The sequence below is a fragment of the Chryseobacterium arthrosphaerae genome (assembly GCF_001684965.1).
Classification (GTDB): Bacteria; Bacteroidota; Bacteroidia; order Flavobacteriales; family Weeksellaceae; genus Chryseobacterium; species Chryseobacterium arthrosphaerae.
Window position 1 is genome coordinate 486,543 of record NZ_MAYG01000001.1, and the last position, 26,450, is coordinate 512,992.

Below are 26,450 nucleotides of genomic sequence, written 5' to 3' on the forward strand. Positions count from 1 at the left end.
ATTATACCGTTGTTATGTTTTAATTCATTTTTTCAGATGTGTGCGGCAAAGTCTTCAAATGCTTTGGCAGGATTGGTATTTTTCATGAAATATTCTCCCATCAGAAAGCTGTCAAAACCTTTTTCTTTCAAAAATGTAAAATCATCAAGATGGTAAATCCCACTTTCGGCAACAGACAGAACTTCTTTCGGAAGCAGATTTTTAAGCTGAACAGAGTGCTGGAGATCTACTTTAAAATCTTTTAAATTCCTGTTATTAATTCCTACCAGATCCACCTTTGCGTTAAAATGTTTTAGCTCTTCTTCTGTATGAATTTCCAGCAAAACCTCCATGTTAAGTTCATGAGCCAGCTCTGTAAATTCCTGAACCTGATCAGGAGAAAGGCAGGAAGCAATCAATAATACAACATCTGCCCCTATACTTTTGGCTTCATAAAACTGATATTCATCAATCATAAAATCTTTTCGGAGAACAGGAATATTGACCTTATTTCTTACGCTTATCATATCATTAAAACTTCCTCCGAAGAAATCCCGGTCCGTTAAGATGGAAATCCCGCTGGCCCCGAATTTTTCGTAAGCAGAAACCACTTCCTGAGGCTGCACAGTATTATTGATAATGCCTTTTGATGGAGATTGTCTTTTAAACTCGGCAATGATTCCGTTTTTATTTTTTACAGACGCTTTCAGGGAATAAGTATCTCTTCTGAAAAAGTCAGTGTTTTTTAACTGTTCAACAGAAATGGCAGATTTTGCTATTGCTACTTCTTCTTTTTTCCTTTTAATAATGGTATCGAGTATTGTCATTTTTGTGCTTAAAAATTATTTAACCGCTGATTTCTTATGCATTAATTAAAAGTTCAAAGCTATTTAATGCTTTTCCGCTTTGCAGACTTTCCCGGGCAAGAAGAAGGCAATTCTCATAAGTGTCGAATTTTCCGGTGTGATAAAGAGCTGTGGATGCGTTAGCCAGAACCACGGAATTTTGCTGTTCACTTCCTTTCCCTTTCAGGATATTCATGAAGATTTTTGCCGTTTCCTGAATGCTGTTTCCTGCTTTAATATCTTCTAAAGTGACAGGATTAAAACCCAGGTCTTCTGCAGAGTAGATGCTTTCACCGCTTTTAGTAATAATTTTACTGTCGCCGGTTAAACTGATCTCATCATAGCCGTCGAGCCCATGTACCAGGATAAACTCTCGCTTCTCCTTCTGAAGAAGATACTGATAGATCCTTGCAATCTCCAGATTATAAACCCCGATCATCGAAAACTGAGGTTTTGCAGGATTGACCAATGGACCTAAAAGGTTAAAAAATGTTCTCAATCCCAGGGATTTTCTCAATAAACCAACGGATTGCAGGGCAGGGTGGAAGTAAGGAGCATGTAAAAAGCAGATGTTGGCCCTGTTCAGATCTTCATTCAGCTGTTCAGTATTGTTTTTAAACTGATATCCAAGTTCTTCCAGTACATTGGAAGAGCCTGTAGTGGTAGAAGCCCCGTAATTACCATGTTTTGTTACCTTCTGTCCGGCTCCGGCCACTACAAAGCTGGCCAATGTTGATATATTGATTGTGTTTTTTCCGTCACCTCCGGTTCCTACGATGTCAATGGCATCACTGGCATCAAGATCTACAGGAACAGCCATCTGAAGCAGGGCTTCCCTGAAACCTTCCAGCTCGTTCAGTGTAATGTTCCGCATCAGAAAAACACTGATGAAAGCCGTTACTTCCGCAGCATTGAATTTATTCTGAGCAATTTCGATCATCATGGCTTTAGCCTCAGATTTTGAGAGTGTATGATGATTAAACAGGTATTGCAGTATTTCTTTCATTTGTGGTGTTTTTATTGTGGGTAAAGTTGCTGTTGTTTTCATGACAGAAGAAAATTTTTGATGATTACTTCTCCGTCAGGAGTCAAAATACTTTCAGGATGGAATTGTACTCCGTGCACATCATAGGTTCTGTGCTGCAGGGCCATGATCATTCCGTCTTTATCGACCGCTGTAATTTCCAGTTCTTCAGGGAAATTGTCAGGATTTACAGCCCAGCTGTGGTATCTTCCCACTTCAATTCCTGAATTAAGGTCCTTAAATAGCTTTGTATTTTCCTTTACAAGGTCTGTAGTGGTTGCTACACCGTGGAAGATTTCAGAAAGGTTGATCAGGCTTCCTCCGAAGGCTTCGGCAATGGCCTGCTGGCCAAGACATACTCCCAGAATACTTTTAGTTGGGGCGTAAGCTTTTATCAGATCCAGCAGAATGCCTGCCTCTTCCGGAATTCCAGGACCTGGAGAAAGGATGATCTTGTCATATTGGTCTATCTCTTCCAGGGTTATTTTATCATTTCTCACCACATCCACTTTCTGGTTTAAGATCCTTTCAATAATCTGAACCAGGTTATAGGTAAAGCTGTCATAGTTATCAAATACCAGAACTTTAGATGCCGATGGAGTATTTATAGAGTTGCTCATTTTTTTGTTTTTAAGGGTAACTGTTAATTTTCTACGATTTTTTCAGCTTTTTCTACAGCTTTTTTCAATGCATTCAGCTTATTGTTCACTTCCTGCAGTTCATTTTCAGGAACTGATTTGGCTACAAGACCTGCGCCGGCCTGATAATACAGGGTATTGTTTTTGCTTAAAAATGTTCTGATCATAATCGCCTGGTTGCAGGTGCCGTTTAAACCGATCATTCCTATACAACCGCCATAATATCCACGCGAGTCTTTTTCATATTGATTGATCAGCTGAAGGGCTTTATGTTTTGGAGCTCCGCTTAAGGTGCCCTGAGGGAAGGTTGCAGAAACCATTTCAAGAGGATTGATATCCTCGGCAACATCTGCAGTCACCTCGCTTACCATATGAATCACGTGAGAGAAAAGCTGTATTTCTTTAAGTTTGGTGACCGTCACATTGCTTCCGAGTTTTCCCAAATCATTTCTGGCCAGATCTACCAGCATAGTATGTTCTGCATTTTCTTTGGGATCAGCCTTTAAAACTTCAATAGCCTGAAGATCAGCCTCGAAATTTCCTGTTCTTTTAGATGTTCCGGCAATTGGATGAATAACCGCTTTGTTGTTTTTAATAATCAGCTGGCTTTCAGGGCTTGATCCGAATAATTTATAGCTTCCGTAATCAAAATAAAAAAGGTAAGGGGAAGGATTGATATTTCTTAAAGCCCTATACACATTAAATTCATCACCTTTAAATTTCTGCTCAAATCTTCTGCTTAAAACCAATTGAAAAACATCACCTCTCATACAGTGCTTCTGAGCCGTTTTTACCAGTTCGATATACTCTTCGGCGGTAATGTTTGACGTTTCCTGGCCATTCTTTTCAAAAGGGTAGACCGGAGTATTCTGATTTTTGATAAGGTTTTCCAGCAGGTGAAATTCAGACTTTATTCCGCTGATCTGGTTTTCAATAAGGTACATCTCATCATTGAAGTGGTTGATGGCAATTACATATTGGTACAGCCTGTATCTTAAAACCGGAATTTCCACTTCAGGACTCTGTGCCTTTAAATTGATGTTTTCAAAGAACTGTACCGCTTCAAAACTGGTATATCCAAAAAGGCTCTGGGCAGTCTGCTCTATCGGGTCATGGGTCTTTTCACAGTCAAAGGTTTTACGGAAATCTTCAAATATATCCGTGATACTGCGTTCCATGATCTGATGTTTTACCGGAGCGGAATCAGGAAGCTTAATTTCATATTCACTAAGGTTTTTTACCTCAATTCCGGCGATGGCATTGATGGCGATGAAGGAAAAATTATTGTCAATACTTTTTGAATCGGAACTTTCCAGAAGAATGGTATCTCTGAATTTATCCCTGATTTTAAGGTAAATATTCATGGGAGTGTGAAGGTCTCCCAGAGTTTTTTTCGAAACGGTTTTTATTTTGATTGTATCAGTAAACATCTGCTGTTGTATTTTTTTAGATTAAAGGAATAAAAAAAGGCTTCAACGGTATCCGTCAAAGCCTATATATTGTTTATTTTGATTATTTCTGCTGTACAGTTAATAACATGACAATCCTTCCAGACCCGACGAAGAGTTTGAAAGCCACCACCAAATATTGTTGCTCATGTTAAACATGTGACAAAATTATAAATTTTTTTAATACAAAAAATAAAAAAGTGAAAAATTTTGAAACTGCCTGTCAAAAAAGTCTATTTCAAATGTTCAAGTTCCTGTTTCAGTTCACGGAGTTTTGTTTCATACTCTTCATCATGATACGAGGCTGTATACTCTTCCAGGGCAGAAATATATTCCTCAACAAATTCTTTATTGCTTCTGTCTGCTTCATATTTGATTTTGGCAGAATTTACAGGAGCCAGTTTTGAGTACCTTTCGGCTGCTTTTCCTTCTTCAGACTGTGTATAGAGGATTACGATATTCTTTTCATATCCGGGGATGTACTTGACCGGGAATGGTACTTCCGTTCTGGGGATCCGGATCGCATTTTCAATCGGATAAATGGCTGCTGTAGTGGTCGAAAAGAATGTTGATACATATTTTCCGTCCTGTTTTCTGACAATAGCTTCATAATCGTGGATGTACATATCATTCAAGGTAGAGTTGGTTTCTACATCTGAAGTAATAATGGCAGTACTTTCCACTCCGTATTGATTCAAAAACCAGGCATTCAGGAACTGCCCGCCAAATCCATTTAAAACAGCCAGTGGAATGACCGGAATCAGAAGCCATGCTTTTTTTGTCAGATACGACAGCAGAACAAAAAATAAAAGGATAATGATCACAGTGTAAAAACCATGATGACTGGTAAAAAACAGAATTTTTGAAAGTAAAATCATGTTTAAATGTACTATTATCTTTTCATATTAGAAATAACTTTTCAACGCCGGGCTCACAATGTCTTTTCATCAGGATATACTGAGCTTCTTTTGCTGTATGGATGTTGCTTTACACCCGGATTAAAGGCTGTCTTTCTATTGGATCTTTTTGTGAACCCAGCATTGAAACTAATTTAATGTACAGGCTCTGTGATCGGAAGGTCTGTTGTTCCGCTGTAGAAAACGATCAGGATAGCACCCTGGTCTCCTGTTTTACCTCTGTGTGCAGTATTGACGACTTCCGGAAGTACCTGTCCTCTCTTTACCCACTGGGTTTTTCCGTCTTCTTTTCTTTCGATCTGGATTTCGCCTTTTTCCACATAAGCTGCATTAATGACAGCGTGTTTATGCCAATCCAGGGCAGAATTGGGAGGAACTGCAATTTTAAGAACCGATATTTCCGGTTGACCGGCCGGATAGCTGCCGTAAGTAGTACCATCCCATGATTTTGTTGCTTTTAATAAGGTTATGGATTCTATTTTATCGGGATAGTCCGAAGCCTGAGGATCAGAAGAAGAATTGTCACAGGATACAATACCGGATAACAAAGTGCCGGCCAGGGCGGCTTTAAATAAATTTTTTGTGGTCATAAGTTTTTAAATTAGATACTGTTGTTTTAATCTCTATGATTGATTACACAAAAATAATCAGCTTATTTAATTTTCCCTTCATTTTGAATTATTTTTTTATCATCACTGTGTGTACATACCTTTAAAATTTCTTTCAAAGAAAACATTTGTCATAAGTTTAAAAGTTTATTTTTTATATTTTTGCTACCAAATTAGAAAACAATGAAAAAAGTATTAGCAATTGCATTTATCGGAGGTTTATTAGTTGTAAACTGTTCTAAAAAAGTTGACCATTCATTACAAGACAGCAACACCATGCTTGAAGAGCCTGAAACAACTACTGTTGTAGACTCTACTGCTAAGGCTGCTGCTCCGGCTGCTGCAACCCCGGCTACACCTGCTCCTGAAGCTGCTAAAACAGACTCTACAGCGAAAAAATAATGAAAAAAATATTTTTGGCAGGGGCATTGGGGTTTCTGATGCTTTCCTGTTCTAAAAAAGAAAATACCACAGAAGTTGCATCTTCTTCTGAAACAGCTGCTGTTTCGGAACCTGCAAAAGCTAATCTTTCCGGTGATCAGATCATGGAAACATTAGACTGTTCAGGATGCCACTCTGTGAATGAGAGAATGATAGGACCTTCTTATCAGGAAATTGCCGCTAAATATTCCGATAAGGATATTGAGCTGCTGGCTTCCAAGATCATAGAAGGCGGAAGTGGAGTTTGGGGAGGTGTTCCTATGGCTCCCCATCCACAGGTATCTAAAGAAGATGCCAAAAAAATGGTAGAATATATCCTGAGTCAGAAGAAATAAAATATGTCTGCCGAAAAATCCAGTCTGCACACAAGAAATCTGCATCGTGATCCCTATGATTTTGATCAGCTTATTTCTTGTGTGCCGGAACTGAAACACTATGTTTTTACTAATGCTTATCAGACGGTAACCATTAACTTCAGTATTCCCAAAGCAGTTAAGCTGCTCAACAAAGCCCTTCTCCTGCACTTTTATAAGATTAAAGAATGGGATATCCCGGATACCAATTTATGTCCTCCCATTCCCGGAAGAGCTGACTATGTGCATTATATTGCAGACTTATTAGCGGAAGGTTCTGATGAAATTCCTTCAGGAAACTCTGTAAAAGGGCTAGATATAGGTACAGGAGCCAATCTTGTCTATCCTTTAATTGCCCATGCATCTTACGGCTGGAATATGCTTGGAACTGACATCAATGAAGGATCTTTGAAAAATGCTCAGTTGATCCTGGATCAGAATCCGGATCTTGTATCCGTCATCCAACTGAAACAGCAACCTGATTCCCATCATATTTTCAAAAATATCATTGGTGCCGGTGAGCGGTTTACATTTTCGATGTGTAATCCTCCTTTCCACGATTCTGAGGAGGCTGCCATGAAAGGAAATATAAGGAAGACAAAAAAACTTAAAAAAGGAAAACCGAAACAGCCGTTGCTTAATTTTGGCGGACAGCAGTCAGAATTATGGTGTGAAGGCGGTGAGCTGGCTTTTATCTCAAAGATGATTACTGAAAGTGTTCTGTATTCATCTCAGATTCTTTGGTTTACCTGCCTGGTTTCCAAAAAAGATAATCTGCCTAAACTAATTGCGCTTTTAAAAAAAGTAAAAGCAATAGAGGTTAAAACAATTGATATGGCCCAGGGACAAAAAGTAAGCAGAATGCTGGCCTGGACATTTATTTCTCCAAAAGAGAGAAAAGCCTGGCTGGCTTAAATTATAGATATGATAGTGATATCCCGTATCTCACTATCTCAATCCCGCATCCCAACTCCATTCCGTTCACATTTTAAAATTTCTGAAAAAACTCATTGACGGTCAGCTCAAAAATCCCTAAATTTGTACGCTTTTAGAAAAATAAGAAATGCAATTATCAGAACAAGAAATCATTAGAAGAGAAAAGCTGAACAAGCTTACTGAAATGGGGATTAATGCGTTCCCTGCGGATGAGTATACCATTACAGATACTACAGAATCTATAAAACAGGACTTTTCTGAAAGTAAACAGGTGAAGATCGCTGGTAGATTGATGTCACGCAGAATTCAAGGGAAGGCTTCTTTTGCAGAATTGCAGGATTCTAAAGGAAAAATTCAGGTTTACTTCAACAGAGACGAGATCTGTCCTGGAGAAGATAAAGAATTATACAACGAAGTATACAAGCATCTTCTGGATATCGGTGATATTATCGGTATTGAAGGAGAACTGTTTACCACTCAGGTAGGAGAGAAGACTGTTTTAGTAAAAAACTTTACGCTTCTTACTAAGGCTTTACGTCCTTTACCTCAGGCAAAAACTGATGAAAACGGAGTAGTACACGACGGGTTTACAGATCCGGAATTAAGATACAGACAGCGTTATGTAGATTTAACGGTAAACCCACAGGTAAAAGAAATTTTCGTGAAAAGAACAAAACTGTTCAATGCCATGAGAACGTTCTTTAATGATGCAGGGTATTTTGAAGTAGAAACTCCAATCCTGCAGTCGATTCCTGGGGGAGCTGCTGCTAAACCTTTTATCACGCATCACAATGCTTTGGATATTCCATTATATTTAAGAATTGCCAACGAATTGTATCTGAAAAGATTGATCGTAGGTGGCTTTGACGGAGTATACGAGTTCTCTAAAAACTTCAGAAATGAAGGGATGGACAGAACCCACAACCCGGAATTTACCGCAATGGAAATCTATGTGGCTTATAAAGACTACAACTGGATGATGGATTTCACTGAGAAATTATTGGAATTCTGTGCAATCCAGGTAAACGGAACTACAAAAGCTACATTCGGAGAGCATGAAGTGGATTTCAAAGCTCCTTATCCAAGAGTTTCCATGACAGAAGCGATCCTGAAATTCACAGGATTCGATATTACCGGTAAAACTGAGCAGGAATTATATGATTTTGCGAAGTCTATCGGAATTGAAGTGAATGAAACGATGGGGAAAGGTAAATTGATTGATGAGATCTTCGGTGAGAAATGTGAAGGAAACTTTATCCAGCCGACTTTCATTACAGATTACCCGGTTGAAATGTCTCCGTTAACAAAGAAACACAGAAGTAAAGAAGGCTTAACAGAGCGTTTTGAATTAATGGTATGTGGTAAAGAAATCGCCAATGCTTATTCAGAGCTTAACGATCCTATCGATCAGAGAGAGCGTTTTGAAGCCCAGATGGCCTTATCGGAAAGAGGAGACGATGAAGCAATGTTCATCGACCAGGATTTCCTCAGAGCATTGGAATATGGTATGCCGCCAACTTCAGGATTAGGTATCGGTATGGACAGATTGATCATGTTCCTTACAAACAATGCCTCCATTCAGGAAGTATTATTCTTCCCTCAGATGAGACCTGAAAAAGCAGCACCACAGATTGAACTGGGAGAGGACGAGAAAGTAATCCTTGAAATCCTAAATTCTCAGGAAGAGCCGATGGCTTTGGCTGAAGTAAAAGAAAGAAGCCAGTTATCCGGCAAAAAATGGGATAAAGCTTCTAAAACTCTGACAAAGAACAATATTGTGAAAGTAGAGAAGATTGATGAGAGCCTTTTGATGAAACTGGCTTAAATTTCAGAAAATCTAAATATAAAGAAAAAGGTACAGTGTTATGCTGTACCTTTTTCTTTTTTCCATTTCCGAAGCTGCGTCCTGAAGTTTATAAACGGAGCTACAGTATTGATGTGTATCCATTTCCATACCGGCCACCTGGCAGCTGTTGTTGCCCACTTTCTTTGCTCAGGAACAAATAAGGTCTCGTGGTCAAGGTTTTCGATCCAGCTTATAATTTCATTTACCTGATTTTTTAACAGCTCTCTCTGCTGTTGTAAGCTGTATGAACCATATTGCTCATAAAATGATTGGTACAGTCCTTTTAAGTTATTCCATTTATAATCAGGGGTAGGTGTTTTTACCTCAATTCCTCTTCTTTCATCAGACTCCCATTTTAGAAGCAGCTGAGTCCAGCCGATCTGATAAGAGATATTTTGTGAAGGTGTTTTATCAACATTGGCCTTAAACAGGTCTTTATCTGTTTCTTTTATATCATCAAATTCCTGATCATACAGCTGATATCTCTTTTTAAGCTCTTCAATAAGCTCATTGCTGTCTTTGTAGCTTTGCATATTGCTTATTTTCTCAGTTTACTGAACGAAGCCATCAGATAAAACAGGAAAGGAAGAATAAACAGTGACCCGAGCATTAATGCCCATCCTAACGCAGCAATGGTTTTTGGTGGAGCCATATGTTCCAATAACGAAAGATGCTGTCCGTTTCCTAACAGGATAATATCCGGATTATGCTGATACGTTGCTGCAACAAGGATCATAACCATTTGGAAGCCGGCCAGGGCACGCACCGGAAGCAGTTTTTGCCGGTTCATCGCTCTTAGAATAAGCAATAACGCAATCGTAGCAAAAGCAATCGCCATAATACCCAAAGGCTTTGAAAATACCCACATTAAAAGCGGAATATCGGAAATATAAGCGGTAACAAATACTAAAATACCGGTAACCACTACAAAGATCATGGTCTGTTTAGATTTTCTGATCATCAGCAGAAGTTCCTGTTTATCTCTGGTTTCTCTTAATGAAAAGATAGATGCAAGATAAGCACAAAGGGAAACGGTAAATAAACCTACAGATACTCCAAACCAGTTCAGCCAGCTGAAAACGTACAGATCCAGGAAACCAACCGCGTCAGGATTGATAGAGTGGGAAACGGTTGCAGCAGCAATCAATCCCAGAAAGAAAGGCGTCAGTAAACTGGCAAAATAAAAGATCTGAGTATACAGAACCTGCCAGTTGTCTTTCACAGCGTCATAATGCCTGAAGGTGAATGCTGTTCCTCTCGCAATAATACCTACAAGCATCAGTACCAGGGGAATATGGAGATAGGTTGACATGGTTGTGTATATTTCAGGAAATCCCACAAAAAGAATTACAATGGCAATGATCAGCCACATATGATTGGCTTCCCATACCGGAGCGATAGATTCATACATGATCTCCTGGGTCTTATGACGGGCTTTTTTATTTGTGAAAAGCTCTACGATACCGGCCCCGAAATCAGCACCTCCCAGGATAATATAAAGACAGATGGAAAGCCAGAGAAAGCCTATAACAATGTAAATCATGATTTTTTGTTTTTATCGTTAAACTGAGCGTCGGTAGGATCATAAAGTTTTGGTACCATCTGGATCTGTCTTCTTAAAAGGAAAATAAGGATCAGTGATAATGATACGAAAATAGCGGTGAAAAAGTAAAATGAATACTGTATTCCGGGCATCGGAGTCACAGCATCTACCGTTCTCATAATGCCGTAGATAATCCATGGCTGTCTTCCCACTTCGGTAACCGTCCATCCGGCTTCCAGGGCAATATACCCAAAAGGAGTTGCAATTAAAAAGGTTTTTAAAAGCCAGTTTTTAGTCAGCCATTCCTTTTTAAAGAAAAATGCATATAAATAAACAGTTCCGATACAGATCATCACAACACCAAAGAAAATCATGATCTGAAAAGCATAATGGGTAACAGCAATTGGCGGCCATTCGTCTCTTGGAAAATCTTTAAGACCCTTCACTTCAGCATTAAAATCATTGCTTACAAGGAAACTTAAAACCTTAGGAATTTTAATGGCATATTTTACTTCTTCGTTCTTTTCATCCGGAATTCCTCCAAGAACAAATGAAGCCCCTTTCTCTGTTTCAAAATGAGCCTCCATGGCGGCCAGCTTGATAGGCTGTCTTTCCGCTACGGATTTGGCTGCAACATCACCACTCAGAGGAGCACCGAATGCCCCGATAAGAGCGAAACCTACAGCAATTCTGAAAGCCTTGGTGTGGAACTCAACATTCTTTTTTCTCATAATTAAAAAAGCATGAACTCCGGCTACGGCAAAACCTGTTGCACAAAACGCAGCAACAGTCATATGAAGCGCCTGTGGAAACCATGCATCATTGAACATGGCTTTGATAGGATCTATATTAAGATATTGTCCGTTAATATAATCAAACCCTGCAGGGGAGTTCATCCAGGCATTGGCTGCCACTACCAGAATTCCGGAAGCCAGTCCGCTTACCCCAACAAGAAAACCGCAGAACCAATGGAACCATTTATTGAATCTGTCCCAGCCATACAGAAAGAAACCGATGGCAATAGCTTCAATAAAAAAGGCTGTCCCTTCCAAAGAAAAAGGCATCCCGAAGATAGGACCGGCATGCTTCATAAAGCCGGGCCACAGAAGTCCGAGCTCAAAAGAAAGCATAGTTCCGGAAACGGCTCCTGTAGCAAACAGAATGGCCACACCCTTGCTCCATGCTTTGGTAAGTCCTTTATACACTTCATTATTGGTCTTTAAGTACTTCCAGTGGGCAAAAGCCATCAGGAAAGGCATTACCATACCCACACAGGAGAATATGATATGAAAGCCCAGGGAAAGTGCCATCTGGGCACGTGCTGCTATAAAATCATCCATAATATCAACTTTTCAGTAAATAAATTTACGCATAAATTATTGATGTTGAATATGATTTACAACAGTTGATATTTCACCAATACGTTTTAATTTTGAATCTTTTACAGGATTACTTTTTCTTTTGTTTTCACTGAGAAAACTCTACATTTTTTTGACACTTTTTAACTTTCATACCTCGAAAAAAATCACGATATTTGTAAGTCTTTGCATAGAGCAGGATTTTTAATATTTAATATGAGTCAAAAACAATATACAGCTAGTAGTATTCAGGCATTGGAAGGAATGGAGCACGTTCGTATGCGTCCTTCAATGTACATTGGTGATGTAGGAGTCAGAGGACTTCACCACTTGGTTTATGAAGTAGTAGATAACTCTATTGACGAGGCATTGGCAGGGTACTGTGACACGATCTTCGTTAGCATCAAGGAAGGAAACGGAATTGAAGTAAGTGATAACGGTAGAGGTATCCCGGTTGATTTCCACGAAAAAGAGCAGAAATCTGCCCTTGAAGTGGTAATGACAAAAATTGGAGCCGGAGGTAAGTTTGATAAAGACTCTTATAAGGTTTCAGGAGGTCTTCATGGAGTAGGGGTTTCGTGTGTGAATGCACTTTCCAATGAGATGATCACTACGGTTTACAGGGATGGAAATGTTTATCAGCAGATTTATTCCAGAGGAAAAGCACAGACAGGTGTTGAAGAAATCGGGCACAGTGAAAGAAGAGGAACCAAACAGTTTTTCCAGCCGGATGATACTATATTTACAGAGTTAATTTATAATTACGATACATTAGCAAGCCGTTTAAGAGAACTTTCTTACCTGAACAAAGGGATTACGATTACGCTTACTGACGAAAGAGAAAAACTGGAAGACGGGTCTTTCCGTTCAGAAGTTTTTCATTCTGAAGGCGGTCTGAAAGAATTTGTTGCTTACATTGACGGTAACCGTGAATCTATTATGGAACACGTGATCTTCATGGAAGGCGAAAGAGATGATATTCCTGTGGAAGTAGCGATGCGTTACAATACTTCTTTCAATGAGAATCTTCACTCTTACGTAAACAATATCAATACCCATGAAGGAGGTACCCACCTTGCAGGTTTCAGAAGAGCCTTAACGAGAACGTTAAAGAAATATGCAGACGATCTGGGAATTCCACAGAAAGAAAAAGTAGAGATTACAGGGGATGACTTCCGTGAAGGATTAACGGCGGTTGTTTCTGTAAAAGTAATGGAACCGCAATTTGAAGGACAGACCAAAACAAAATTAGGTAACTCCGAAGTTTCCGGTGCTGTAGATAAAATTGTAGGGGAAATGCTTACCAATTTCCTGGAAGAAAACCCTACCGAAGCAAAACAGATCGTACAAAAAGTAGTTCTTGCTGCAAAAGCGAGACAAGCGGCTAAAAAAGCCCGTGAAATGGTTCAGAGAAAATCTCCGATGGGAGGTTCCGGTCTTCCGGGGAAACTGTCTGACTGTTCATCAAAAGACCCGGCTGAATCTGAAATCTTCCTTGTAGAGGGAGACTCCGCAGGAGGAACAGCCAAACAGGGGAGAGACAGACATTTCCAGGCAATTCTGCCATTGAGAGGTAAGATTCTGAACGTAGAGAAATCTATGCTTCACAAAGTATATGATAACGAAGAGATCAGAAATATTTATACCGCACTTGGCGTTTCTGTAGGAACAGAGGAAGATAGCAAGGCATTAAATATGGCAAAACTGAGATACCACAAAATCGTTATCATGACCGATGCCGATATTGACGGGTCTCACATCTCTACGCTGATCCTTACTTTCTTCTTCAGGTATATGAAGGAACTTATTGAGAACGGATATATCTATATTGCCCAGCCACCTTTATATCTGTTAAAAAAAGGAAATAAGAAAGTATACGCTTATAACGAAAAAGAACGTGAAGAATTCACATTGGAAATGTCTCCGGACGGAAAAGGTGTGGAAGTACAGCGTTACAAAGGTCTTGGAGAAATGAACCCTGAACAGCTTTGGGAAACAACCCTTAATCCTGAGCACAGAATTCTGAAGCAGGTGACAATTGACAATGCTGTAGAAGCAGACAGTATTTTCTCTATGCTGATGGGGGATGAGGTGCCGCCAAGAAGAGAGTTTATTGAAAAGAATGCAAAATATGCAAAAATTGATGCATAAACCTTCTTAAAAATATAATAAAAAAAGCTTCTGATTATTTAGAAGCTTTTTTTATATTTGGATAAACCAAAAAAACAATAATATGTTAACTCTTTTACAAACAGACCCTTATGAAGGGGTTGATGCAGTCTCTGGTGCTGCGGCAGCAGGACTAGGAATTGGAACAATGATCATGAGCATCGTGATATATCTGTTCTATGGATATTGTATGTATAAGATCTTCCAGAAGGCGGGAAGACAAGATGCATGGGCGGCTTTTATCCCGATTTACAATCTCATCGTATTGCTGGATATTGTGAAGAAACCAATCTGGTGGTTTATCTTATTCTGTATTCCTTTGGTAAATATCTTTGCCTGTTGGGTGGTTTATGACAGACTTGCCAAAGGATTTGGGAAAGAAACACCATTGTATACCATTCTGATTCTCCTGTTCGGGTTTATTTTCATTCCGGTGCTCGGACTTGGAAGTGATATCTATGACAGTAAGAGAATTCCAAATGACTAATGAAAAATAAAGATCAAAAGACTTCAGAAATGAAGTCTTTTTTGTTGATGCAAAATAATAGAATTAATTGTACAGTGACTTAGTATTAATTCTACACTGTTTGAATTACTTATCAATGCAATTATCTTAAATTTGAAACCATAGATATATGATAATGATTATCAAAGAGTGAGGCCTCCCAGATAAGGAGTTATCATCTTTCATTATTTTTGTTTTAAGCCTGTACGGGCAATTTTAGGATAGTACTTTTTACAGTATTAAGGGCTCCATGTTTTTTTGGAGTCTTTTTCTTTATATAATTTTAACAGTTATTAAGATTTTATTATTTTTGTCTAATTTTAATAACCATGATGAAAAAAGTATTTCCAGAAGTTTCTTTCGCTTCAATCAACCTTCCTTCTCTGTTTCAGGAGATTCTCATTAAATAAAAAAACTGATAATAAAAAGACTGATGAAAATCAATTCTAAAATCATGGTGACCGTGGGTTGCCTTGCTGTCCATATGTTTTTTGCACAGCAGCATCAATTTCTTTCTATACCTGAATTTAACGAAGCAGACCTGAGGAAGTCCAATTAACAATTATGATGAAATTTTTAATTTTAGGGGCATTGTCTACAGCCTCTGTATATTTTGCACAAAGCTATCCGGCTTCTGCAATTCCTGAAAATTTAAAGAAAAATGCTGATGCTGTTATCAGGAAAAACTTCACAACAGCTCAGATCAATAAAATAGATGAAATCGTTTATCAGTATAATAAAGTAACTACTGTCCTGAATAAGGATGGAGATTCCAAAGCAGCAATTTATATCCCGTATCAGAAAGGAGATGGTATTTCCAATGTAAAAGTGACCATTTATGATGAAGCGGGTAAAAAAGTAAAGAGCTTTTCAAAATCTGACTTCACGGATTTTGCGAATAATTCTAATGGTGTATTTTATTCAGACAATAGAGTTCTGGTATTGCCTTACACTTCCGCTCACTATCCTTATACAGTAGATTTCTCATACGAGCTTACTGATGAAAACACTATTTTTATTCCGGATTTTGAACCTTTTTCTTCCACCAATACCTCTTTGGAAGAAGGTCAGTTTAAAATCATAAATAAATCAGGAATTGAGCTTAGAACTAAAATCTATCCTTCAAAATATAATTATGCGTCGGTTACAGAAAGTGGTAGCGGAGCTGAAAAAACATATACCTTTAAAAATGTTCCGGCTATTGAAAATGCTTTATTGATGCCGGACCCGGTGAAAATATTGCCTAAAGTAGACTTTTCCCTGGCGCAGTTTAACCTGGCAGGAAAAAAAGGCTCGTTGAATAACTGGAAAGATTTCGGAACCTGGTGTTATACCAATCTCATAGAACCCGTTGCGGCTTCCGGTCCTGCCATTAAAGCTGAAGTAGCCGCCTTAAAACTGGAGGGATCTACAGAAGACAAAGTCAGAAAACTTTATCAGCACATGCAGTCGAAAACCCGTTATATCTATGTAGGATTGGGAATCGGAGGATGGCTTCCTATGCAGCCTGATGAAGTTCATAGAAAAGGATATGGCGATTGTAAGGGACTTACCAATTATATGAAAGTACTTCTGAATGAAGCAGGTATTCCTTCTACTTACTGTGTGATAAATTCCAGTACTTCCTCCGTTTCTTTCGATCCTGACTTTCCTTCAATGGGAGGGAATCATGCTATTCTGATGGTTCCTACAGAAAAAGGAAATATATGGCTTGAGAATACTTCCCAGCAAACAGCTTTCAATCACTTAAGTTATCATACAACGGATAGAAACGTATTGGCAATGACCCCGAAAGGAATTGAGCTGATTAATACTCCTGCTTATAAAGCGGAAGAGAACAGGGAAAAACAGATGCTGAAAATCAATATTAATGAAGATAACAGCATCACAGGAGAAGGAAATTTTTTTTATACGGGAAACCAATATGACACCAATTTAAGGTTTGCAAACCTTGATCCTAAAGAAAAAAATGATGCCATAAAAAACAGGTTCAATGTTTTGAATTTTGAAAAAATTGAAGTGAAAAATTTTAACAATGACAGGAATAAAGCTGTGATCACTTATGATTTAGACTTCAAAACCAACAATTTTTCCAAAAATGCAGGAAGCAGTATTTTGTTCAGGGCTATTCCTATCCTGGAGCCTGAAGTGTATAAAACAGATGAAAGCCGTGAGCTGCCCTTTGAGATCTGGCAGTCTTATCAGGATGATCATGATATCGCTTTCACCATTCCTAAAGGCTATAAAATTGATGAAATACCCGGAGATTCCAATATCAGTTCCGAATTTGGAAACTATACATTAAGCTTTGTAAAAGATAACGGCCAGATAAAAGTAACACGGAAAATACAGATCAATAAAGGAATCTATCCCAAAGAAAAGTATAATGACTATGTAAACTTCAGAAAGAAGATCATGAACATGGATAATTCGAAAATTTTAATTACGAAAATATAATGATGAAAAAAATAATGGTAGTGGTTTTTTGCTCCGCAAATGCCATACTGGTCAGTGCACAGAAATATCAGTTTCTGAATCCTCCTAAATTCAATGATGCCGACCTGTCTAAGGCAAAATCATTATTGGATGAAAATGCCCCCGCTGAAATTCTGTATAAATCCGTACATTTTATGGTGGATACCTCTACAGGAAACCTGAGCAAAAAATATTTTTACAGGGTAAAAATTTATAATAAAGATAAGGCATTGGACTGGATGAATATTGAAATCCCTCTTTACAGTTACAATGCCAACAGGGAATCATTGGGGAAGTTCAAAGCTTTTACTTACAACCTGGAAAATGGAAACGTGGTGCCGGTGAAAGTGGAAAAGAGCTCTCAGTATAAAAGCAAGGAAAGCAAATACGTGACAATTACCAAATTTGCATTTCCCAATGTGAAAAACGGTTCGGTTCTGGAGTATCAGTATGAAGTTACCTCTCCATTTCTGTTCTCAATACCGGAAGTGCTTATAGAAACAGATATCCCTTCCCTGAATACGGAATATGTTTTGGACGCCCCGCTTAATATCGCCTACAATATTAATTATACCGGAGAAGTTCCTCCTAAATACAGGGAAATTGAGGAACGTTTCCTGTACGGAACACAATCTAAGACCTTTAGATTCGGATATGAAAACCTGAAAGGATTTAAAAGTGAAAAATGGGTGAGGAATGACAGGAACTTCCGCACGAAAATCAGCGCAGAACTGAACTCTACAAACTTCAGAGAGCTTAAACTGTATTCATCATCCTGGGATCAGATTGGTAAAAGACTTTATCAGGATGAAGATTTTGGAGGCGAACTGAAAAAAACAAAACTGGCTAAAGAAAATATGCCTGCAGGAATATCGGAGATGAAAACTGACCTCGAGAAAGCCAATGCTGTTTTTTCATACATTCAGAAAACATTTACTTGGAATAAAGACAGGGGAATTTATCCTGAAAACGGAATCAGAAAGATGCTCGAAAGTAAAGTGGGAAACGCCGCTGAAATCAATCTTTTTCTGGTCATGATGCTGCGTGAAGCGGGACTTAAAGCAGATCCGCTTATTATTTCTACCGTAGATAACGGACTGTTAAATCTGGCTTCTCCCAATGTTTCCAAAATGAATTTTGTGCTGGGTGCAATAGATATTGACGGGACCCTTCATATTTACGATGCTACTTCCAGACAGTCTTCAATAGATGAGATTCCTTTGCAGGGCTGGAACCAATATGGTGTTTTAGTTACTAAAACCAAAGCCCAGCTTATTCAGATGAACAATACCAAACCAAGCAATACTTTCCTTGCGGCAGAAGCAAAGATTAATAGTGACGGCAGTATTTCGGGAACCTATTCAGACCGGGATACCGGCGCTTTTGCTATGTTGGCCAAGGACCGTTATGATGAGAATGCCGAAAAATATAACAAAGCCTATAAAGACAATTATGCAATAGATTTTACGGATATTCAGCCGAAAGTACTGGAAAACGGGGAGTTTGAAAGCACCATGAATTTCTCTTCCATGAACCTGATAGACAGGGTAGGAAAGAAAATGATCATCAATCCGATGTTGTTTTTAAGCAAAAATTCCAATGAATTTGATCAGACGGAGGCCAGAAAATATACGATTGATTTCGGATCTCCTACCACAAGAACAAAAAAGATCACTCTTGAAATTCCGGAAGGATTTGTGATCGAAGAAATGCCGAAAGAGAAAAAAATAGTAACCGAAGACAAAGAAATCGAATACAGCTATTCGGTTCAGCAAAAAGGAAATAAACTGGAGGTTACTTCTGTTACAAAAGTGGGCAGTGCAGATTATCCGAAAGAATATTATGTCGCATTCAAACAGATATGGGGAGTGGCTTCCAAATTTGAAAACCAGGTGATAAGCCTTATCAGGAAGTAATATCTTACGTTTTAAGAAAAATAATCAACAAAAAAATTAAAAACCATTCATCTTTTGAATGGTTTTTGTATTGGTACCGGAAAAATGAGAATTATGAAAAATACAATAGCTGTTTTGGCACTGTCTTCCTTCCTTGCTTTTACAGCCTGCAAAAAAAATGAAACCAAAGGAACGGTAGCAGAAAAAACAGAAAATAAACCTTCTGGAGAATTGGTGGTAGACTCTGTAAAAGTAAGTGACTCTACCCGGATCACAGACTCATTAAAAGTAAAGTACACCTCAAAACTGCTGGTTTTTCCTTCTCTGAAAGATAAAAAGCTGCTGGACAGTATCTATTTCCAGCATAGTAAAATCAGGGATTTCTCCAAAACCGGGCTTCAGGCTTATCTGAACAAAGAAAAAGCTGACTATTTCAGCTCTGTGAAAGAAGATAATAAAGACTGGGTTTCAGATATTACTTATTCGCAGGAATGGTATTCGAGTTCCCACATGAATTTGATATCCAATACCAACGGATATATGCATATTCAGTATACAGGAAGCGGATATGAAGGCGGAGCACATGACAATTACGGATTTTCAGAAAGAATTTTTGATCTTAAAAACAGCAAAAGACTTGAGCTGAAAGACATCACTTCAATGCCTAAAAATAAAATTGAAGCCATTCTGATGAAGAATATCAATACCATTAACAGCGGAACGATGGATGGTGACGGAGCCGTGAAAAACTCAGAGATGCTGCTCGTGGATAAAATTCCCGCTTCCGACAATTTTTATTTTGATGACAAAAACCTGTATTTCCATTACAGCCCCTATGAAATTGCTGCTTTTGCGGCCGGAGATATCACAATACCTGTTTCTTGGGAGGATCTGAAAGGTACATTAAATGCAGAATTTAAAGAAAGAATGAAAATTAAGTAAATTAATGCTTCCAGTTCAGGAAGCATTTTCTATTTTTGCGGTGATGAACAAAGTAGCTTTTATTATCAATCCCTTTTCAGCCAAAAAAAATTACCAGCCGTTTCTGAACGAGCTTAAAACCAAGGTTGAGAATCCACTGTATTATGTTTCCGAATCGATCCCGGGAACAGATGAGTTTATTCAGGCCCATTTTGAGGAAGTGGATATCTTTGTGGCTATTGGGGGAGACGGAACAATTTCTACTGTGGCTAAAAACCTGATCAATACCGATAAAATCCTGGCTATTTTCCCGGCAGGTTCAGGAAACGGATTCTCCAATGAAACCCGTTTCAGTAAAAATCTTGATGAGCTTTTAAACAAAATAAAAGCGAAAAAGTCCAGGAAGATTGATACTTTTACCGTGAATGACAGGCTTTCCATTAATGTTTCAGGAACCGGTTTCGATGGCAAAGTGGTTAAGGAGTTTGAAAAAACAAGCAGGGGATTCAAAAATTATATCAAAGTATCACTGAAGACCTTCTTCAACTATAAACCGATCAAAGTAAAGTTCTTTGATGAAAAATACCAGCAGTACAACGGCAGATACCTGATGCTGAACATCGCCAATACCCGTCAGTTTGGTAACAACGCTTATATTGCTCCCAAGGCAAGCAAAAGTGATGGTTTGGTAGACATGGTTCTGGTTAAAAAATTTCCGTTGACTTACTCGGCACTTTTCGCTTTCAGAATGTTTACCAAACGTCTGAAAGATGATGAATATGTTACTTACCTTCCGGTTTCCGAGATTTCATTCAAAGTCAATACCAAGAACTGGCATCTGGATGGAGAGTTTAATAAAATTCAGTCCCCGGTTCATGTTAAGGTGCAGCCCTCAAGCTTAAACATATTGGTATAAGGTTTTTACAGTCAAAAAAGACGGTAGAAATTACCTTTTTAAAATAATACTACAACCTTATGGGATTTAAAGGCCGGTAAGGTCTATTTTTTAACCATAAATTTTCCATATATCAGAAATAAATGATTGATATTCAATGGTTAATTGTTGATTTTATCAATAATGTTTATTCTCTTTTTTGTGATAAAATCATAGGCTCAATACGCAATAACAACTATTAACAGTACATTTTGGAATGGTTCTGAATGTTGATATATTAATAATTTAACGTATTTTATTGTTTTTTATTTATTTAAATCATTAAATATTTATTGATTATTTCTATTTGTTTTGTTTTTATTGTGAAATGGTTATATTTTTATTAATAAAACATTTCCTATGAAAAAATATTACTTTATTCTTGTGCTTTTTATGGGTATTATGATAAAAAGCCAGCTTCTGACTGAGAATTTTGAATCTGCAACATTTCCGCCTACCGGATGGACGGTTCAAACTACCAACACCGCTTTTACATGGGTATCAACTACCGGTTTTTCAGGGACAAAATCTGCCGGAGTGGCCTATGATCCTGACCTTGTGGCGCAGGATGAAAAACTGATAACTCCATCCCTTAACCTGACCAATGTATCAAATCCTGTTTTGACCTTCAAATCAAATTTTAATCCCTATTGGGCGATCACACCTAATAATAACTATGATACAGTAGTGAAGGTTTCTACAAATAATGGAGCAACATGGACGCAGATCTGGAGTGAAAATGATATCACAGTGCCTACACCTGCAGGGTTTGCCACCTACAATATTACCATCCCTTTAACCTCTCTGATAGGGCAGGCCAACGTAAAAATAGCTTTTAATTATATTGGAAACGATGGTGCACAATGGAGAATAGACGATATAAGTGTTACAGCAACAACCTTAGGAGTCTCTGAAAACAAGCTTAAAAATGATGATCTGTTGGTTTATCCTAACCCTGTTACAGATTCATTCCGGTTAAACATGCCAACAGCTTACGGGAAAAATCCAAACATTGAAATTGTTGATATGACCGGAAAAAGAGTGAAAACTTTTGAGACAGCCAGAGAATCTTACAATATCTCGGATTTGTCAAAAGGAGTTTACTTTATCGTGATATCAGACGGCAAAAACAAAGTGATGAAAAAAATAGAAAAACGATAAATCTTCATCTAATGAAACTATTAAGAAAAACCGGGGCTTATTTTTATAAACTCCGGTTTTTTATTTTCAGAAATCTTTGTGCTTAAACCTCCAGTTTCTTCTCTATTTCAGCAGGGTGATCCAGGCAATAATGAAACTGTTCTTTATCAAGCTGTTTTTCCCAGTTTGCCACAACTACTGTAGCTACAGAATTGCCTATTACATTGGTTAGCGCCCTGCACTCACTCATAAATTTATCGATTCCCAGAATCAGGGTCATCCCAGCGATCGGAATTTCCGGAACTACGGCTAAGGTGGCTGCCAGGGTTACAAATCCGGCTCCGGTAACTCCTGCAGCTCCTTTTGAGCTCAGCATTGCGACCAGAAGAAGCATCAGCTGCTTTTCAACCGGAAGGTGAATATTTAAAGCCTGTGCAATAAAAAGTGAGGCCAGGGTCATGTAAATATTGGTGCCGTCGAGATTGAAGGAATATCCGGTAGGCACTACAAGCCCTACAATTGCCCTTGAACAGCCTGCTTTTTCCATTTTTTCCATGATTCCCGGCAGGGCAGATTCTGAGGAACTTGTTCCTAAAACCAGAAGCAGCTCTTCTTTAAGGTAAAAAAGAAGTTTAAAAATATTAAAACCATTATACCAGGCTACTGCCCCCAGGATAACCACCACAAAAAGGATAGAGGTGATATAAAATGTAGCCACTAGAAACAGAAGATTCAGTACAGAATGAAGCCCGTATTTTCCGATCGTAAAAGCCATGGCTCCAAAAGCACCGATAGGGGCAAGCTTCATAAGCATATGAACGATCTTAAACACAGGCGTAGACAGATCCTGAAGAAAATCAGTGACTTTCTGACTTTTTTCTTTGGTAAGAACTAAAGCCACTCCCATTAAAATAGCTACAAGAAGAACCTGCAGGATGTTGTCACCAACCAACGGGCTGAACAGGGTTTCAGGAATAATGTTCATCATGAAGCCTGTAAGGGTAGATTCATGAGCTTTTTCCTGATACTGCGATACATCACCTGAAAGGCTGGCTGGATCAATATTAAGGCCATGACCGGGTTGCAGGATATTTCCCACGATCAGGCCGATAATAAGAGCCAGCGTTGAAAATGTGAAAAAATAGATCATGGCTTTTATGGCAATTCTTCCTACCTTTTTCAGATCTGTCATATGGGCAATTCCTAAGGTAAGGGTGATGAAAATAACCGGAGCGATAATCATTTTGACCAGTTTGATAAATCCATCCCCCAGAGGTTTCATTTTCTCTCCTATTTCAGGGTAAAATTTTCCTAGAAGAATCCCTGCAATAATTGCAATGATCACCTGAAAATAAAGCTGCTGGTAAAATTTTTTTGCTTTCAATACAATGTTTTTTGAAAGGGCGAAATTATGAATTTTTCCCAAAACATGATTAAAATCATATTTTTTTTGAATAGATTATATGTGGTCTGTTTACAGTTAAGAGCTTTATTGCCTGCCTATTTTAAATATAAAAAGGGCTAAATACTTAAATTCAGCCCTTTTATCTTTTAATATGTAGGATTATCAAATTATTCGGTCGCTACAGAGTCGTCTCCGCGGCCGTCTGCTACAGCGTGAATGTTTCCTTTGTCGTCAATGACGATCATTTCTGTTTTTCCGATCTGCTTTATCTTTTCAATCACATAGTTTTTGCTTTTCAGTTCGGCAATCGTACTTTCAGGGAAATTGTTTTCTACACTGATCGTTTCCGGAAGCCACTGATGGTGGAATTTAGGGGAGTTCACTGACATGTTGGCGTTCAGTTTAAAATCAACCACATTCACAATAGACTGATAGACGGAAGTAGGGATCGTTGTTCCACCCGGAGTGCCCACAACCATATAAGGTTTACCATTCTTCAGGAGGATTGTTGGGGTCATGGAAGAAAGCATTCTTTTATTAGGCTGGATGGCATTGGCTTCTCCGCCCACAGCACCGAACATATTAGGGACTCCCGGCTTAATGGAGAAATCGTCCATTTCATTATTTAAAAAGAATCCGGCACCGGTAACCAGAACCTTACTTCCGTAATAGCCGTTAAGGGTTGTTGTTACAGAAGCTGCATTGCCATCTTTATCGAGTACGGAAATATGAGTGGTTTGTGTAGATTCCTTAGGCTGTTCAATGATTTTTCCAACTTCTGCACTTGGAGTTGCTTTGTCAAAACTGAAGCTTTTCCATCTGTTCTTCAGGTATTCATCAGAAATCAGATAGGATGTTTTATCCTGAATGAAATCCGGATCACCCATATATTCTGCACGGTCAGCAAAAGCCCTTCGTTCTGCTTCTGCCATGATCTGAACCGCTTTTGTTGAATTCTGCTGGTATTTTTCAAGATTTTCAAAACTTGCCATTCTGAGCATCTGAGCCAGAAGAAGGCCGCCGCTGGATGGCAAAGGCATGGAAACTACATTGTTCCCTTTATAATCAAACTCCAGAGCTTTTCTTTCTGCCACTTTATAATTTTTAAGATCTTCCAGCGTGATGATTCCGTTACCTCTTTTCATTTCAGCAACCAGCAGATCAGCTGTTTTTCCTTCATAAAAACCTTTGGCTCCTGATTTCTGGATCAGCTTTAAAGTTTCCGCCAGATCTTTCTGAACCAGGATATCGCCGGCTTTCCATGGGGTGTCTTTGACGAAAATAATGGAAGATTTATTATGCTTCTGAAACTTTTCCCGCTGGCTGTTGAGCATATCCGCTTCCTTATCTGTGATGGCAAATCCCTGCTCGGCCAGATCAATAGCAGGCTGGATGATTTTTTCCATAGGAAGCTTACAGTATTTCAGGGTAGCAAAAAAACCGGCTACACTTCCGGGAATACCTACGGCCAGCCGTCCGTTTTGCGATAGGTCAGTATCTGCTTTTCCTTTTTTGTCAAGATACATATCTCTTGAAGCTTTCTTAGGAGCTGTTTCCCTGTAGTCTAGGGTAAACTTTTCACCATTGTTTTTTACCCCTACCAAAAATCCGCCGCCACCGATATTTCCGGCCTGAGGATATACTACTGCCAGAGCGTATTGTGTGGCGGTAACTGCATCATAGGCATTTCCGCCCATTCTGAGGATCTTTGCTCCTGCCTCACTGGCTAAGGGATGGGCAGATACCACTACACCTTTATTCTTGACCTGTACTTCCTTTACGATATTGAAATCTTTGAACTGAGCCCAGCTCAATTGTCCTGCTAACAGTACCGAAACGATTAAAAGCTTCTTCATATGATTGTTTCTTTATTACAAAATTATTGAATTTTTATCTAAAGTACTGTTGATGATCGCATATATCGTTGATATCTATTTTTGTTGAATATGAATGAAATGAGGAGGTTAACAAAAAAATGGCCGGAATAATTTTTATGTAAATCTCCTGATTTATTTTAAATCCACCTTTTTTATTTTGATAAGCTTGATTTTTTTACTTTTGTACAATTCTAAAAAAAATCTCAAAAATGGAATCCTATACGGAAAGAATACTGATTACAGGTGCACTGGGACAGATCGGCACCGAACTTACCAACAGACTTGTTGAAATGCACGGAGCAGACAATGTTGTTGCTTCAGGGCTGGACAGATGGCAGGAAGGCATTACTTCTGCAGGGCATTACGAAAGAATGGACGTTACTAATACGCAATTAGTAAGACAGGTGATCAAAGATTACGATATCACTACAGTGTATCATCTTGCCTCGCTTTTATCCGGAACCTCAGAAAAGCAGCCTATTTTCGCATGGAAATTAAATCTTGAACCTCTGCTTCATTTTTGTGAAATGGCGAAAGAGGGGCTTATTAAAAAGATTTTCTGGCCTAGTTCTATCGCTGTATTTGGAAAAGGAATTCCGAAGCATGATGTGGGACAGGATGTAGTATTGAATCCTACAACTGTTTACGGAATCTCTAAAATGGCAGGGGAGAAATGGTGTGAATACTATTTTGATAAGCATGGAGTAGACGTAAGAAGTATCAGATATCCCGGATTGATCTCCTGGAAGACACCGGCAGGGGGTGGAACTACCGATTATGCCGTTGAGATTTTCTACAAAGCAATTGAAGAAGGAAAATATACAAGTTTCATTTCTGAGAATACAGGAATGCCGATGTTGTATATGGACGATGCGATCAATGCAACCCTGAAACTGATGGAAGCTTCGAAAGAAAGTCTTACGGTTCGTTCTTCTTATAATCTGGGTGGAATGTCATTTACTCCAAAAGAACTGGCGGAAGAAATCAAGAAAGAAATCCCGGATTTTACCATCGGTTACAACCCGGATTTCAGACAGGCGATTGCAGATTCATGGCCGGCTTCTATTGATGATTCCGTGGCTAAAAAAGATTGGGGACTGTCTTACGATTTCGGAATTTCTGAAATGACAAAAGACATGATCAGGAATCTTAAAGTAAAATTAGCTAAGAATTAATAATGTGAAGTAATACTT

The 26,450-nt window shown here is 38.6% G+C and carries 23 protein-coding genes; 12 read left to right on the top strand and 11 right to left on the bottom strand.

Annotated features, from left to right (window positions below):
• Window positions 1-32: 32 nt before the first annotated feature.
• The 6 genes from trpC to BBI00_RS02160 form a co-directional block, all read right to left on the bottom strand.
• The gene (trpC, locus tag BBI00_RS02135; RefSeq protein WP_065397225.1) at window positions 33-806 is read right to left on the bottom strand and encodes an indole-3-glycerol phosphate synthase TrpC; all 774 of its coding nucleotides are present in this window, start codon (window positions 804-806) and stop codon (window positions 33-35) included.
• Between the two features lie 34 nt (window positions 807-840).
• Window positions 841-1,830, bottom strand: a complete 990-nt coding sequence (gene trpD, locus BBI00_RS02140; protein WP_065397226.1) for an anthranilate phosphoribosyltransferase — start codon at window positions 1,828-1,830, stop codon at window positions 841-843.
• A gap of 38 nt (window positions 1,831-1,868) precedes the next feature.
• Window positions 1,869-2,468 carry an anthranilate synthase component II gene (locus BBI00_RS02145; RefSeq protein ID WP_065397227.1) on the bottom strand — a complete coding sequence of 200 codons (600 nt, stop codon included), beginning with the start codon at window positions 2,466-2,468 and terminating at the stop codon, window positions 1,869-1,871.
• A 23-nt stretch (window positions 2,469-2,491) separates the two neighbouring features.
• Window positions 2,492-3,916: an anthranilate synthase component I family protein gene (locus BBI00_RS02150; protein WP_065397228.1), complete on the bottom strand. Its 1,425-nt coding sequence runs from the start codon at window positions 3,914-3,916 to the stop codon at window positions 2,492-2,494.
• Between the two features lie 251 nt (window positions 3,917-4,167).
• Window positions 4,168-4,812, bottom strand: a complete 645-nt coding sequence (locus BBI00_RS02155) for a hypothetical protein (protein WP_065397229.1) — start codon at window positions 4,810-4,812, stop codon at window positions 4,168-4,170.
• 173 nt (window positions 4,813-4,985) lie between these two features.
• Entirely contained in the window at window positions 4,986-5,441 is a 456-nt protein-coding gene (locus BBI00_RS02160) for a cupin domain-containing protein (RefSeq protein ID WP_065397230.1), read from the bottom strand.
• A gap of 201 nt (window positions 5,442-5,642) precedes the next feature.
• On the opposite strand from BBI00_RS02160, the gene BBI00_RS02165 reads away from it, so the two are divergent.
• The 4 genes from BBI00_RS02165 to lysS all read left to right on the top strand — a co-directional run bounded on the left by BBI00_RS02165 (window position 5,643) and on the right by lysS (window position 9,014).
• Window positions 5,643-5,861, top strand: a complete 219-nt coding sequence (locus tag BBI00_RS02165) for a hypothetical protein (RefSeq protein ID WP_065397231.1) — start codon at window positions 5,643-5,645, stop codon at window positions 5,859-5,861.
• The gene (locus BBI00_RS02170; protein WP_065397232.1) at window positions 5,861-6,235 is read left to right on the top strand and encodes a c-type cytochrome; all 375 of its coding nucleotides are present in this window, start codon (window positions 5,861-5,863) and stop codon (window positions 6,233-6,235) included. The genes BBI00_RS02165 and BBI00_RS02170 overlap by 1 nt, the downstream gene beginning before the upstream one ends.
• A 3-nt stretch (window positions 6,236-6,238) precedes the next feature.
• Window positions 6,239-7,168, top strand: a complete 930-nt coding sequence (gene rlmF / locus BBI00_RS02175) for a 23S rRNA (adenine(1618)-N(6))-methyltransferase RlmF (protein WP_065397233.1) — start codon at window positions 6,239-6,241, stop codon at window positions 7,166-7,168.
• Window positions 7,169-7,316: 148 nt separating this feature from the next.
• Window positions 7,317-9,014 (top strand): lysine--tRNA ligase, encoded by a 1,698-nt coding sequence (gene lysS, locus BBI00_RS02180; RefSeq protein ID WP_065397234.1) that lies wholly within the window; start codon window positions 7,317-7,319, stop codon window positions 9,012-9,014.
• 38 nt (window positions 9,015-9,052) lie between these two features.
• Here the strand turns inward: lysS and BBI00_RS02185 are convergent, their stop codons facing one another.
• The 3 genes from BBI00_RS02185 to BBI00_RS02195 are packed head-to-tail and all read right to left on the bottom strand — an operon-like array spanning window position 9,053 to window position 11,918.
• Window positions 9,053-9,568: a ClbS/DfsB family four-helix bundle protein gene (locus BBI00_RS02185; RefSeq protein WP_065397235.1), complete on the bottom strand. Its 516-nt coding sequence runs from the start codon at window positions 9,566-9,568 to the stop codon at window positions 9,053-9,055.
• Window positions 9,569-9,573: 5 nt separating this feature from the next.
• Window positions 9,574-10,578 carry a cytochrome d ubiquinol oxidase subunit II gene (locus BBI00_RS02190; protein WP_065397236.1) on the bottom strand — a complete coding sequence of 335 codons (1,005 nt, stop codon included), beginning with the start codon at window positions 10,576-10,578 and terminating at the stop codon, window positions 9,574-9,576.
• Window positions 10,575-11,918, bottom strand: coding sequence for a cytochrome ubiquinol oxidase subunit I (locus BBI00_RS02195; protein WP_065397237.1), 1,344 nt, complete (start codon window positions 11,916-11,918; stop codon window positions 10,575-10,577). The genes BBI00_RS02190 and BBI00_RS02195 overlap by 4 nt, the downstream gene beginning before the upstream one ends.
• A gap of 234 nt (window positions 11,919-12,152) precedes the next feature.
• On the opposite strand from BBI00_RS02195, the gene gyrB reads away from it, so the two are divergent.
• From gyrB to BBI00_RS02230, 7 genes are all read left to right on the top strand, one after another.
• Entirely contained in the window at window positions 12,153-14,087 is a 1,935-nt protein-coding gene (gyrB, locus tag BBI00_RS02200; protein ID WP_065397238.1) for a DNA topoisomerase (ATP-hydrolyzing) subunit B, read from the top strand.
• Window positions 14,088-14,169: 82 nt separating this feature from the next.
• Window positions 14,170-14,592 carry a DUF5684 domain-containing protein gene (locus BBI00_RS02205; protein WP_065397239.1) on the top strand — a complete coding sequence of 141 codons (423 nt, stop codon included), beginning with the start codon at window positions 14,170-14,172 and terminating at the stop codon, window positions 14,590-14,592.
• Between the two features lie 582 nt (window positions 14,593-15,174).
• Entirely contained in the window at window positions 15,175-17,067 is a 1,893-nt protein-coding gene (locus BBI00_RS02210) for a DUF3857 domain-containing protein (protein WP_065397240.1), read from the top strand.
• Entirely contained in the window at window positions 17,067-19,001 is a 1,935-nt protein-coding gene (locus tag BBI00_RS02215; protein WP_228394699.1) for a DUF3857 domain-containing protein, read from the top strand. The genes BBI00_RS02210 and BBI00_RS02215 overlap by 1 nt, the downstream gene beginning before the upstream one ends.
• 93 nt (window positions 19,002-19,094) lie before the next feature.
• Window positions 19,095-19,922: an RsiV family protein gene (locus tag BBI00_RS02220; RefSeq protein WP_065399580.1), complete on the top strand. Its 828-nt coding sequence runs from the start codon at window positions 19,095-19,097 to the stop codon at window positions 19,920-19,922.
• Window positions 19,923-19,926: 4 nt separating this feature from the next.
• A complete protein-coding gene (locus BBI00_RS02225) occupies window positions 19,927-20,817 on the top strand; it encodes a diacylglycerol/lipid kinase family protein (RefSeq protein WP_394363627.1) in 891 nt (296 codons plus the stop codon).
• A gap of 378 nt (window positions 20,818-21,195) precedes the next feature.
• Window positions 21,196-21,996, top strand: coding sequence for a T9SS-dependent choice-of-anchor J family protein (locus BBI00_RS02230; RefSeq protein ID WP_065397241.1), 801 nt, complete (start codon window positions 21,196-21,198; stop codon window positions 21,994-21,996).
• 82 nt (window positions 21,997-22,078) lie between these two features.
• On the opposite strand, the gene BBI00_RS02235 is transcribed toward BBI00_RS02230, so the two are convergent.
• Together BBI00_RS02235 and ggt are read right to left on the bottom strand one after the other, a co-directional pair.
• Window positions 22,079-23,359: a dicarboxylate/amino acid:cation symporter gene (locus tag BBI00_RS02235; RefSeq protein WP_083988520.1), complete on the bottom strand. Its 1,281-nt coding sequence runs from the start codon at window positions 23,357-23,359 to the stop codon at window positions 22,079-22,081.
• Window positions 23,360-23,547: 188 nt separating this feature from the next.
• Entirely contained in the window at window positions 23,548-25,236 is a 1,689-nt protein-coding gene (gene ggt / locus BBI00_RS02240) for a gamma-glutamyltransferase (protein ID WP_065397243.1), read from the bottom strand.
• A gap of 230 nt (window positions 25,237-25,466) precedes the next feature.
• Between ggt and BBI00_RS02245 the strand changes: the two genes are divergently transcribed.
• A complete protein-coding gene (locus BBI00_RS02245; RefSeq protein ID WP_065397244.1) occupies window positions 25,467-26,432 on the top strand; it encodes an NAD-dependent epimerase/dehydratase family protein in 966 nt (321 codons plus the stop codon).
• Window positions 26,433-26,450 lie beyond the last annotated feature (18 nt).